The following is a 12,172-nucleotide window of genomic DNA, read 5'->3' on the forward strand; positions in this document are numbered from 1 at the left end:
GATGAAGTTGGGGGTTAAATTAAAATCAAAAAAAATTAAATAAAGATTGAAGCTATCCATGTCTAAATCAATTAGCAAATCACATACTAATTTTAAATGAAGATAAATTCTAAATGGCAAAAATACATAAAATGATTTTATTAAGGGGTGGGATTAAATGAATAAGTCAATGGACATTGCTTTAATGGGAATGTTGTTGGGAATTATGGTTATCTCCTCGTGGATATCCATACCAATGACTGTTCCTTTTACTCTACAGACTTTTGCAATCTTTCTAACTATTCTTCTCCTTGGAACATGGAGGGGATTTTTTGTAGTGCTTTCTTATATTGCCCTTGGACTTTTTGGTCTTCCAGTTTTTTCTGGTTTTAAGTCGGGGTTTGCAGCAATAGCAGGACCAACTGGTGGATACATCTTAGGATTTTTATTAACTGCAATCGTCACTGGAAAGCTTCTGGAGTTTTTGCCTGATAAAAAAATTTATAGATACCTTTCCATGTTTATTGGTCTTGTTGTATGCTACGCCTTTGGCACTTTTTGGTTTGTAAATATGTACACTAAAGCCGCCATAAGCTTTTCAAGGGCCCTGTCCCTTTGTGTAATTCCTTTTATAATTCCTGATGTTTTAAAGATTCTATTGGCTGATTATATTGCAAAGCTGTTAAAGAAAGTTGGTTAGATATGAAGGTAAGAGATGAAGTTTTTAAACTCTTAGAAAAAAATATAAATAATTTTATTCCAGGCACCAAGATGGCGCTGGAGCTTCAAGTTACAAGAAATGCCATTTGGAAGGCAATTGAAGAGCTTCGCAGGGAAGGCTTTGAAATAGAGGCAAAAAATCAATATGGCTATCGTCTTTTAAATAAGAGCAGGGAAAGTTTTAGGAAGGATATTTTATCTTTATGTGAAAATAAAATCTCTCTTGAATACTTGGAAGAGGTTTCTTCTACAAATGATTATTTGAAGGTGCTTGCTAATAAAAATCATCTTGAGTACTATACTGTTATTGCAAACAGTCAGTCTGGTGGTAAGGGCAGACAGGGCAAGTCCTTTTACTCACCTGGTTCTACGGGAGTATATTTATCTATGCTCCTTCGTCCAAAGTTTTCTATGGAGAAGGCATTGAACATTACAACTTCCGCTGCTGTTGCCGTTTCTAAAACCATTGAAGAGTTTAATAATAAGGACACCAAAATAAAATGGGTTAATGATATCTTTATTGATAATAAAAAAGTCTGTGGCATTTTAACGGAAGGCTCTATGGACTTTGAACAATTAAATCTGTCTTATGCAGTCCTTGGTATTGGGGTAAATCTTTTTAAGCCAAGGACTTTTCCAAACGATATTTCAAATATCGCAGGTTATGTGATTGAAGACTTTGATGAAGAATTAAAAGCAAAGTTTATTGCAAGGCTTATTGATAATGTAATCTACCATTATAAAAATATTGATTCTAAAGAATTTAATGAGTATTATAGAGAAAAGTCGTATCTTAAAGGTCGTACCGTTACTTTCGACTATGAAGGAAATCAAGAAATAGGCAAGGTACAGGATATTGATGAAAATTATTCTCTTGTTATTGATACAAAAGACAAAGTGATACATCTTAAAACTGGAAGCGTGGAACTTAAGGAGGACATATGTTAATTAAAAATGGTCATGTAATTGATCCTAAAAATAATGTGGATGAAGTGTTGGATATTAGAATTAGTGAGGGCAAGGTTGTAGAAATTGCCAAGGACTTAAGGGAAGATGGAGAAGAAGTTATTGATGCAAAGGGGCTTGTGGTTTCCCCCGGCCTTGTGGATGTGCATGTTCACTTTAGAGACCCTGGGTTTACTCATAAGGAAGATATATATACTGGCGCAAATGCAGCTGCAAGGGGCGGCTTTACCACAGTTGTTTGCATGGGAAACACCAATCCAACCATGGATAATGAAGACACATTAATGGATTTTATTGAGCGTTCAAAAAAATGTCCCATAAACGTTAAGACCATTGCCACCGTAAGCAAGAAGTTAAGTGGTAAGGAGTTTACAGACTTCGAAAAGCTAATTGAACTTGGTGCCGTTGGTCTTAGTGATGACGGTGTTGTAATTAAAGACGGAAAGTTTTTAAAAGAAGCACTGGACAGGGCATATAAATTAAATGTTCCAGTAAGTCTTCATGAAGAGGACTCAGATATGCTTGGCTCTCACGGAGTAAACGAGGGCGAAGTTGCAAAGGCTTTTAATGTAAAGGGTGCATCAAAGGCTTCGGAATATTCACAAATCGCAAAGGACCTGGCAATAGGACTAAGTACTAAGGGTCACATCCACATTCAACATATATCATGCAAGGAGTCGGTTGAAATAATAAAATTATTTAAAGAGCTTGGAGTAAATGCAACTTGCGAAGTGACACCAAACCACTTTAGTTTAAACGAGGAAGATGTTTTAAAATTTGGAACTCTGGCAAGAATAAATCCACCAATTAGAACAGAAGAAGATAGAATCGCTCTAATTGAAGGTTTAAAATACGGTACAATCGACATGATTGCAACGGATCACGCTCCCCATACCATGAAGGAAAAAGAAAGGGAATTTGAAAGGGCACCAAGTGGAATCCTTGGACTTGAAACTTCACTGTCCCTATCCATAACAAATCTTGTAAAAAAAGGACACCTAACACTTCAACAGCTTATTGAAAAGATGTCTTTAAATCCTGCAAAATTATTTAACTTTCCTGCAGGAGAAATAAAAAAAGATTTTCCTGCGGATATAACAATCTTTAATCCCGATGAAGAGATAATATATGATGAATTTGTTTCCAAATCAAAAAACTCCCCATATGTGGGAATGAAACTGCAAGGTGTTGTTAAGTACACCATCTGTGGTGGAAAGGTTGTTTATAAAGATTAAAATAACCCCCTTCGATTATGAAGGGGGGCATTTTTATTTAATACTTGAAGTACCACCAAGTATAATAATATTTTCAATCTTGTTATTGTTTAAGAATTCTTTTAGAGACGAAGGTGCTTCATCATACTTAGTTAGAAGTAGTGGTGTATTTGCTCTTTTTGTTACTGCACCGCCAACCAATGCGTCAATATAGTTTGAACCATTAGCTAAGAATACGCTGGTAGGGTTTGGATATGCATAATTTGAAACCTTTACCGCTGTTTCATAACGATCTTTCCCAGAAAGTCTTATGGCTTCAAGGCCAGTGTTTTCCACTTCTTCCTTTGCTGATTCCGATACAGAAGAACTTCCACCTATGATTATAACTTTCTTCACATTCCAAGTTTCAATTGCTTCCTTTGTCTTTGCATTAAGTTCATTTTTTCCTGTTAGCAAGATAGGAATTTCTTGTTTTCCTGAAATGTTATTAGCTGACAGTGAGTCCACCAAATTTTCTCCAGAAGATAAAACCACTTCAGAATTATTTCCTGTGTGCTTTCTTAACTCCTCGCCAAGTTTCACCGCTGTTTCATATCTATTGATACCTGAAATTCTTGTAACGTTGTATCCTCTATTGCTTAAATCCAACTGTACATCCATTGACAAAGTGCTGGTTCCTCCAACTAAAAGTATCTTAGATGCCTTTAGTCTTTCTATTTCTCCTAAAGTGATTTTAGGAATGCTTCCCTTGTTGGATAATAGTATTGGTGCATTTATCTTTGAAGCAAGAGGAGATACTGTTAGTGCATCAATAAATTCTTCTCCAGAAGCTACTATTACAGTTTCTGATTTTTCGAAATATTTTTTACTTATTTCTACTGCGGTTTCATATCTATTCTTGCCAGATATTCTGCTTGTTTTAAAATTACGATATATATCCCCAAAGGATTCAACTTTTTTATCCTCGCTATCATCAGATGGTTTTGTTTCATCTGGCACTGATGGCACTTCATCATTTGGAAGAGATGGTACTTCGTCCTCAGGTTTTGGATTTTCAGGCTCTGAAGGCGTTGGATCAACTGGTTTTGTGTCTTCATCTAATTTTTCAAAACCAAGTTTTTCCCTATATTCTCCCTTAATGCAAGAAACTCTAAGGGCTCCTTCTTTTACTCCATCTTCAAACCAGAATAGCTTTCTATTGCCATCCTTATCACTTTCTCCAATTGCAAATCCCTCAAGGTTTTTAACAGGTAAGTCTACTGGAGGTATCACATGAACAATAGTAGGCTCATCAGTTCCATTAAATTCCATTACAGCTCTCATGTTTCCATATCCATCATCAGCGCTTACCCAAAGAAGTCTTTCCTCTTCGTCATAGTCAAGGCTCATAGCTCCTCCTAATTTTGAATCAATATCAAAAATAAGACTTGAGCTTTCATCATCATTTAGAACAAATCCATATACATGTCCATTGTCTTCAAGGGCAACTGTAAAAATTCCACCTCCAATTGCATTTGGATATGAATTTAAATCTATGGGCTTGCCTGTATTTTTGTCTATTACCTTGCCTTCAATATGATCTCTTGGAATCCATTCAATGGCTTCAATTCCCATGTTGGCTGAAACTTGTGGAAGTAGACTGGTTAAATCCCATTCCTTTAGAGCAACTAAATCTCTATTTGAATCCCTAGGGTCAATCATCAATACGGAGTTAAAGTTTACTCCCTTGTCACTATTGTCCCTTTCTGAAGCAATATACACCATTCCACTTGAGTCAACTGCTATTCCTTCAGCATCCGGACCTTTAGCGTCTGGGTTTTCTGAATCCTTTTTAAATCTAACTCTCTTTTCAGTTAAAATGTTTAAGCTATTATCCTCTTTAACTTCGACTATCCAGAATATGCCCGTTCCGTTGTCAACTGCATAGAGTTTTCCATCACGGAAGTCAAGTCCTGATGAGTCTTCTAAGAATGTTTTTGTTTCATCCAGAATTTTTACAGGGCAAGTTTCCAATGCATCAAATACATCTGGAATTCCTGCGAATTTGTTTTTAGAACCCTTTGTCTCTTCCAAAGTGTTTCTATATTCAACGCCTTTTTCATCTGGATATAGTCCCCAAGTTGGATTTGTATGGCCATCCCAATTTGTGCTTTGAATAAGAAGGTCATTTTCAAAAATCCTAACCATATCTGATTTTCCAAGTCCAAATCCAAATTCATCCTCTGTTATTACTAAAAACCCATTTGGTTCGATAACAGTGCCTTCAGGGATTACATATGAATGCTTATAATCGTCATCCTTTATAACTAATCCTGATATGTCAAGGTCTTCGTCTGTTGGATTTGCAAGTTCTATCCAGTCCGGTCCCCCATTTGGATCTTTAGATTGAATTTCATTTAATACAACTGGGTTTTTCTTTATATTCGCCGCATTTTTAGTCGCTGTATCAAAATTTACAAATTCTCCAGTACCATCGGGAATTCTCGCATACACTCCATTTGCATGGCCAGTCCATGAATAGCTGTCAACTATAGCTCCCCCTGGAATGTGTAGTGTGGCAGAGTCTTCCTTGCCAAGTCCAAAACCAAAATGTGTATTTTGTTCAAATACAAAAAACTCTCCTGGATTTAAAACACTTCCCTTTGGTAGCCCTGTGTAGTCGGAAGCATGTCCCACTGGGTCGTTGTCCATAATGTACCATCCTGAAATATCCACAGGAGTTTTTCCTATATTTATTATTTCAACCCAATCATTAACATCACCATTGGATTCAATTTCATTTATCTTAACCTCTGGCTTGTACCACTCATTTGCCCTGCCCTTAGTCTCTGGCATAAGTACAAAGCCTCCAGTTCTATCCACATATCTACCAAGGGATGCCTTTGAAGCATCACCATCAACAGCCGCATGTTCAGTCCAACTATAGCTGTCAATTAGATTGCCATTTTTGTCATATAGTCTGATTGAATCTCCTGATCCAATTCCAATTGCGGATTCAAAAGTTCCAGGAACAAATTTATTTTCGCTTTGGTCGTAGACTAGTCCGTCAGTCTTTGCATCAATTACTAAAAAGTCATCCTTGTTTATGATTGTTCCATCTTTAAATCTCCATCTATGATCATCAGAATTATCCCTTATTTCATATCCGGAGATATCTATGGAGTCTCCACCATACATGGTTATTTCCACCCAGTCATCGGGAGCTGAATTTATTTCGTTTATTTGAACCACGATTTCTTCTTTAGTAACCACATTAGAAGATCCTAAACTTGGATCTATATCAATAAATTCTCCTGTTCCATCTGGATACCTTCCATAGGTTCCCGCCGCATGTCCTTCCCATGCAAAGCTATCTACAAGAGACTTACTATTGTCATATAGTTTTACTTCGTCATTTTTTCCAAGACCAAAATCAAACTCTACTCCTTCTGTTAAAACTATAAACTCTTTAGGATTTAAAACAGTTCCTTCAGGAAAAGGAGTTGTCTTGTTTTCTTCAAGCCTAGTATCCTTGTCATCTGTAATATACCATCTAGATATATCTACTGGCTCAGATCCCTTGTTATAAAGTTCAACTTGGTCTGGCCCTTTAGCCTGTGCGCTCGATTCAACTTCGTTTATTACCACATTATAACTAGCCGCTAAGCTGATATTTGGTATGGGTAATAAAGAAAATACTAACAATAGTGAAAGTAAAATTTTAAAAAAGTTTTTCTTCATCAAATCCTCCTAATTATCTTGATTAAGTCAAATTTTATCATCCCACTGTTAGTTAATTGTAAATTTTTTATTAAGGAAAAGTTATATGTTATTTAATTTTATCCAAAAAAATAGCACGGAGTGCTTCCGCGCCATTTATGTTATTAAGTTTTATTTCTTTTCAGATTCCTTTACTATCTTTTGTACACCTTCATCTTGTTCCATTTTTTCCACAAGTGTATTTAAATCTCTTCCACTTGAGCGTATAAAACTTCTATTACTTTTGATAAGATGTCCAAAGGAAGTTTTTCAACAAATTTATATCCCCTCGCATTTAAATCCAAAGTCTTTACATGTTCACACAAAATTACACCGGTTGTTTCTGTCCTATCATCTAAAGGTATATGCAATGGAAATTTATTATTGGTATTTGTTATTGGACATGCTATAACCAGATTGGTTTTTTGGTTGAAAAAATTATTACTCACAATCAAAGCTGGTCTATAGCCTGCTTGCTCATGACCTCTTTGTGGATTGAAATTAACCTTTATTATATCTCCTTGCTCTACCATATCTCTTCTCCAACAGCTTCACCCCAATTTACATCCACGCTTTTATAATCTCCATCAAAGCCTTCAAAGAGTTCTTTGATATTCTTTCTTTGCTCAATTTTTTCTATTAATATTTTGTTGTCTTCTACTTTTATTTCTAACTCATCTTTGTCGCTTATATTAAGTTCATCAAGAATGACTTTTGGTATTCTTATGCCTTGGCTATTGCCCCATTTTTGAATTTTTATTGTCACCTTAATCCCTCCTTGTATATACCAAGTATAAACTTCATTCAAAGTTTTTTCAATACTAAAAAAGAGTAATGATAAGAACTCACTATTAAAAGTTCATATTCTTTTCATTACTCTAATTTTTAAATTCTATTCAAAGATTTTAATGGTTCAAAAAACCATGGTCTATTAAATGTTCTATAAGTATCTTAAACCCAATAAAAATTAAAATACATCCACCAATAATTTCTGAACTCTTTTTAAACTTATCTCCAAATTTAAATCCGATGTAAACTGCCACAAAAGAAAATGCAAATGTGGTAAGTGCTATTATACTTGATGGTTTCAAAATATTTACCTCAAATGCAAGTAGGGAAAGTCCTACTGCCAAAGCGTCAATACTTGTTGCAACTGCAAGAACGAGCATCTCTTTCATATCGAATTTTACTTCCACTGGACATATATATTCTGTTTCTTTTTCAGATGTAAGGGATTCGTAAACCATTTTAGCTCCAATAAAGAACAAAAGTATAAATGCCATCCAGTGATCAATGTTTTTTATTAGGTCTATGAAAGCATAGCCTACATAGTATCCTAAAAAGGTCATCATCCCTTGAAAAAATCCAAATAGAATTGCAATTTTTGTGGCATATCCTCTATCAAATTGGTTTAGACAAAGCCCCTTGCATATTGAAACTGCAAATGCGTCTGCAGAGACGCCCACTCCCAAAAGTAACATATCTATTGTTGACATATCTTCTCCTAACTAAATTTAAAAGCCCACAAGGGTGGGCTCTATTATATTAAAATTAATGAAAGATTCTGTGAAAGTTTAAAGACGAGATTCTTAAGTTTCTTACGCTCCACTATTATGACAGACTAAGTAATTTTGTTGCACTTGAGTTGTAATACTCCTCGCCATGTCATTCTGAGCGAAAATTTTTGGAACAAAAATTGAAGTCGAAGAATCTCTCTTTTCTAACCTCTTACTTTTCACTTCTACTAAACTACATCTTTTCAGGTGCTTTTATTCCAAGTAGGTCGAGTCCTTTCTTTATTACATTCTTAACTGTGTAACAAAGTAAAAGTCTTGTATTCTTTAACTTTTCATCTTCGTCAAGAATTGGCACTCTATTGTAGAACTTGTTAAATTCTTTTGCAAGTTCTACTACATATCTTGTTATAAAGAAGGGTTCCATCTTCTCATGTGCATCTATTACGGTGTCTGTAAAGTTATATAGCACTCTAAGCACATTTATCTCTTCTTCTGTCTTTAAAAGTGATGGATCAAATTCCATATCCAAACTGAAGTCCCCTTTTTTTAGTAATGAACAGATTCTCGCATGTACATATTGTACATATGGTCCTGTTTCTCCTTCAAATGACAAGGTCTTATCCCATGAGAATACATAGTCTTTTATTCTTTGGTTGAATAGTTCTTGGAATTTAACTGCACCTATTCCTATTTCTCTTGCAAGCTCTTCTTTGTCTTCTATCTTTATACCCTTGTCTTCTTCTCTTTCGGTCAAAATGTCGTCAACCTTGTCAATAGCACGGTTAAGTACATCTTCAAGGTATACAACTCTACCCTTTCTTGTTGAAAGTGTTCCCTCTTCCAAAGACACCATTCCAAAAGGAACATGGGTAACTTCGTCATACCAATCATATCCCATTTCCTTTAGTACATATTTAAGTTGTTGGAAATGTAGATTTTGTTGTGACGCTACAACGTAAATATTTTTGTATGGTTTGTAGTTGTCATGACGATACTTTGCTGCAGCCACATCTCTTGTAATATAGATTGTAGATCCATCAGATTTTATAATAAGCGCAGGTGGTAGGTTATACTTTTCAAGATCGACTATCTTTGCCCCTTCAGAGTCCACAAGGATTCCCTTTTCTTCCATTCTCTCAACCTGTTCTGCCATCTTGTCAGAATAGAAGTGTTCTCCTTTGTATGAATCAAAGTCAATGTCTAACATTCTATAGACTCTTTTAAACTCTTCTAATGAAATATTTCTAATCCACTCCCACATTTTAACTGCTTCTGGATCTTTATTTTCAAGATCTACAAAGGCATCTCTACACTCTCTGTGAAGCTTTTCGTCATTTTCAATTTCTTCGTTTATCTTCACATAAAGTTTTAGTAATTCAGGAATAGGATTGTTTTCAATTTCTTTTAAATTACCCCATTTTTTTATTGCGACTATAAGCATACCAAATTGAGTTCCATAGTCTCCAAGGTGGTTATATCCAATTGCATTATATCCTAAGAATGAAAAAATTCTCTTTAAAGAGTCACCAATAATTGTTGTTCTTATATGTCCAATATGAAATGGCTTTGCAATATTCGGAGAAGAGTACTCAACGATTATATTTTTCCCTTCACCTATATCTACACGACCAAAGTCTTCTCCTTTTTCAATGGACTCCTCAATAACTGTTTGTGCCAGTTTTTCTTTGTTGATAAAGAAATTTAGGTAAGCTCCCTTGGTTTCAATCTTTTCAAACATATCTGATTCTATTGATTCCTTTAATTCTGTTGCTATTACAGCTGGATTTTTCCTAAATACCTTTGCTAATGGAAATGTTGGAAACGCAAAGTCTCCCATATCATAGCTTGGTGGAACTTCAATGTTTTGAAATATTTCATCTTTCGATATTTCACTTATCTTTTCATTTAACATCAAGGCTATTTCATTTTTAAAATCTATCATTATATTCTCCCTCTTAATTCACTGTTTTACTTGCGACAAGATACATTTATGTATCAATTCTATCATAACTTAGCCTATTGATTAAGCTTTTATAGATAAATCTCCTGTAAAGTTTAAAACCATTAAAACAGGGTAAATTAATATAAGATAGTAAATAATATTATAAGGAGATAAAATGATTAAAACAGTTACACTAAACCCCTCCTTAGACTACATTGTAAATGTTCCAAATTTTAAAGCTTCTGCTATCAATCGAAGCAATGAGGAAAGATTTCTACCTGGAGGAAAGGGGATAAATGTAAGTCAAGTCTTAACCAATTTAGGCTTACCAAATATTGCACTTGGGGTTGTTGGTGGCTTTACAGGAGATTACTTGGTAAAACTTTTAAAGGGAAAGAAAATCAATGAAGATCTAATTTTTCAAGAAGATGTTTTGACAAGAGTAAATGTTAAAATCCGTTCTAATAGTGAAACTGCAATCAATGGACAAGGTCCAGACATATCCGAAGATACAAAAAATAAATTACTTAACCAAATCAAAAGTCTAAACAAAGGTGACTACTTGGTTCTGGCGGGAAAAATCCCACCTTCTATGCCATCAAATTTTTATCTTGAAATAATGAAATCAATAAAAAACAAAGATATAGAGGTTGTAGTAGATGCAGAAAAAGAACAACTTAAAACATCTCTTTCCTATAGACCTTTTTTGATTAAACCTAATGAAGAAGAGTTAGGTTCAGTTTTTGATGTAGAAATCAATTCAAATAGTGATGTTATACATTATGCAAAAGAGTTACAAAAACTCGGTGCAAGAAATGTTTTAGTGTCTCTTGGCGAAAAGGGTGCTATACTAATTACTGAGGGTAATAAAGTTTACTTTGGAAATTCTCCTAAAGGAGAACTTATAAACTCAGTTGGTGCTGGCGACTCTATGGTGGCGGGTTTTTTATATGGCTATCTAAAAGAAAATTCTTTTGAAGAGGCTCTGAAATATGGACTCTCATGTGGAGCTGCATCGGCTTCTTCAGAGGAGCTTGCCACAAAAGACGATGTAATGAAACTCATTAAAAATATAACTATAAAAACTTTGGAGGAATGATTATGAAAATTACTGACTTACTAACTAAAGACAGTATTTTGATTGGTCAAAGTTTTGAAAATAAAACTGAGGCCATTGATACTGCAATTGATTTGATGAAAAATCTAAACAATTTATCAGATGTGGAAGAATTTAAGAAACAAGTTTTTATTAGAGAGGATTTGTTCTCTACTGGAGTTGGTAAAGGAGTTGCCATTCCCCATGGAAAGTCAAATTCTGTCACAAAACCTGGTCTTGCTGCAATCACAATCCCAAACGGATTGGAATTTGATTCTCTAAATGGAGAACCTGTTAAGTTAATCTTTTTAATTGCAGATCCTGAACATGACACAAATATACATCTTCAAATTCTTGCAAGACTTTCTACAATGCTTATGGATCAAAGTTTTATTGATGAACTTGTAGAAGCAAAGGACAAGGATGAATTTTTAGAAATAATAAATAGAACTGAAAAAGAAAAATTCAAAGACGAAGGCTTTTCCGAAGAAAAAAATAAAGAAATTTCTGGAGCAAAAAATGTAGTTGCAGTTACAGGCTGCCCTACTGGTATTGTACACACTTATATGGCTGCTGATGCTTTAGAAAAAAAGGCTAAAGAGCTTGGATATAATATTAAGGTTGAAACAAGAGGCTCTGCAGGTGCAAGAAATGAACTTACAAAAGAAGATATTGAAAAAGCATTTGGTGTAATCGTTGCATCTGACACTAAAATTCCTATGGAGAGATTCAAAGGTAAAAGACTTGTTGTGTGTAAAGTAACTGATGGAATTTCAAATCCAACTCGCCTTCTTGAAAAAGCTCTTTCCGAAGACACTTCCGTTTTTGATGGAAATGTTCCAAATGAAGATGAAAACGAAAAAAGTGGCAACTGGATATATAGACATCTTAAAGAAATTTTGAAAAAATAGACGTATTTTCTATTATTTAAATTAATTACTAAAGGAATAGCACTATCTTGGATTTGGATAGTGCTATTTATATAAAAGGTTGTTTGAAA

General features: G+C 34.6%; 10 protein-coding genes. 5 read left to right on the top strand and 5 right to left on the bottom strand.

Features of this window, described 5'->3' with window-relative positions; genetic code table 11:
- The first annotated feature begins 157 nt into the window (after positions 1-157).
- The 3 genes from BN2746_RS00120 to BN2746_RS00130 are packed head-to-tail and all read left to right on the top strand — an operon-like array spanning position 158 to position 2,900.
- Positions 158-679 carry a biotin transporter BioY gene (locus BN2746_RS00120; protein ID WP_055077839.1) on the top strand — a complete coding sequence of 174 codons (522 nt, stop codon included), beginning with the start codon at positions 158-160 and terminating at the stop codon, positions 677-679.
- A 2-nt stretch (positions 680-681) separates the two neighbouring features.
- Positions 682-1,647: a biotin--[acetyl-CoA-carboxylase] ligase gene (locus BN2746_RS00125; protein WP_055077840.1), complete on the top strand. Its 966-nt coding sequence runs from the start codon at positions 682-684 to the stop codon at positions 1,645-1,647.
- Positions 1,641-2,900: a dihydroorotase gene (locus BN2746_RS00130; RefSeq protein WP_055077841.1), complete on the top strand. Its 1,260-nt coding sequence runs from the start codon at positions 1,641-1,643 to the stop codon at positions 2,898-2,900. Before BN2746_RS00125 ends, BN2746_RS00130 begins: the two co-directional genes overlap by 7 nt.
- Before the next feature lie 33 nt (positions 2,901-2,933).
- Here the strand turns inward: BN2746_RS00130 and BN2746_RS00135 are convergent, their stop codons facing one another.
- The 5 genes from BN2746_RS00135 to argS form a co-directional block, all read right to left on the bottom strand.
- Positions 2,934-6,599: a cell wall-binding repeat-containing protein gene (locus BN2746_RS00135; protein WP_055077842.1), complete on the bottom strand. Its 3,666-nt coding sequence runs from the start codon at positions 6,597-6,599 to the stop codon at positions 2,934-2,936.
- A 221-nt stretch (positions 6,600-6,820) separates the two neighbouring features.
- Positions 6,821-7,150 carry a type II toxin-antitoxin system PemK/MazF family toxin gene (locus BN2746_RS00140; protein ID WP_055077843.1) on the bottom strand — a complete coding sequence of 110 codons (330 nt, stop codon included), beginning with the start codon at positions 7,148-7,150 and terminating at the stop codon, positions 6,821-6,823.
- Positions 7,144-7,383 carry an AbrB/MazE/SpoVT family DNA-binding domain-containing protein gene (locus BN2746_RS00145; protein WP_077064893.1) on the bottom strand — a complete coding sequence of 80 codons (240 nt, stop codon included), beginning with the start codon at positions 7,381-7,383 and terminating at the stop codon, positions 7,144-7,146. The genes BN2746_RS00140 and BN2746_RS00145 overlap by 7 nt, the downstream gene beginning before the upstream one ends.
- Positions 7,384-7,522: 139 nt before the next feature.
- A complete protein-coding gene (locus tag BN2746_RS00150) occupies positions 7,523-8,113 on the bottom strand; it encodes a manganese efflux pump MntP (RefSeq protein ID WP_055077844.1) in 591 nt (196 codons plus the stop codon).
- Between the two features lie 253 nt (positions 8,114-8,366).
- Positions 8,367-10,076 carry an arginine--tRNA ligase gene (gene argS, locus BN2746_RS00155; RefSeq protein ID WP_055077845.1) on the bottom strand — a complete coding sequence of 570 codons (1,710 nt, stop codon included), beginning with the start codon at positions 10,074-10,076 and terminating at the stop codon, positions 8,367-8,369.
- Between the two features lie 175 nt (positions 10,077-10,251).
- Here argS and pfkB point away from each other — a divergent pair, with 175 nt between their 5' ends.
- Both pfkB and BN2746_RS00165 read left to right on the top strand, forming a co-directional pair.
- Positions 10,252-11,175: a 1-phosphofructokinase gene (pfkB, locus tag BN2746_RS00160; RefSeq protein ID WP_055077846.1), complete on the top strand. Its 924-nt coding sequence runs from the start codon at positions 10,252-10,254 to the stop codon at positions 11,173-11,175.
- Between the two features lie 2 nt (positions 11,176-11,177).
- Complete coding sequence (locus tag BN2746_RS00165; protein WP_055077847.1) at positions 11,178-12,083, top strand: fructose PTS transporter subunit IIA; 906 nt, start codon at positions 11,178-11,180, stop codon at positions 12,081-12,083.
- The last annotated feature ends 89 nt before the right edge of the window (positions 12,084-12,172 follow it).

Source organism: Lagierella massiliensis, assembly GCF_001407835.1.
Classification (GTDB): domain Bacteria; phylum Bacillota; class Clostridia; order Tissierellales; family Peptoniphilaceae; genus Mediannikoviicoccus; species Mediannikoviicoccus massiliensis.

What these genes read in the sequence shown, in the direction of transcription:
- BN2746_RS00130 (WP_055077841.1), top strand. Translation starts at nt 1,641, where the DNA reads ATGTTAATTAAAAATGGTCATGTAATTGATCCTAAAAATAATGTGGAT.
- BN2746_RS00120 (WP_055077839.1), top strand. Translation starts at nt 158, where the DNA reads ATGAATAAGTCAATGGACATTGCTTTAATGGGAATGTTGTTGGGAATT.
- pfkB (WP_055077846.1), top strand. Translation starts at nt 10,252, where the DNA reads ATGATTAAAACAGTTACACTAAACCCCTCCTTAGACTACATTGTAAAT.
- BN2746_RS00165 (WP_055077847.1), top strand. Translation starts at nt 11,178, where the DNA reads ATGAAAATTACTGACTTACTAACTAAAGACAGTATTTTGATTGGTCAA.
- BN2746_RS00135 (WP_055077842.1), bottom strand. Translation starts at nt 6,599, where the DNA reads ATGAAGAAAAACTTTTTTAAAATTTTACTTTCACTATTGTTAGTATTT.
- BN2746_RS00150 (WP_055077844.1), bottom strand. Translation starts at nt 8,113, where the DNA reads ATGTCAACAATAGATATGTTACTTTTGGGAGTGGGCGTCTCTGCAGAC.
- BN2746_RS00125 (WP_055077840.1), top strand. Translation starts at nt 682, where the DNA reads ATGAAGGTAAGAGATGAAGTTTTTAAACTCTTAGAAAAAAATATAAAT.
- BN2746_RS00140 (WP_055077843.1), bottom strand. Translation starts at nt 7,150, where the DNA reads ATGGTAGAGCAAGGAGATATAATAAAGGTTAATTTCAATCCACAAAGA.
- argS (WP_055077845.1), bottom strand. Translation starts at nt 10,076, where the DNA reads ATGATAGATTTTAAAAATGAAATAGCCTTGATGTTAAATGAAAAGATA.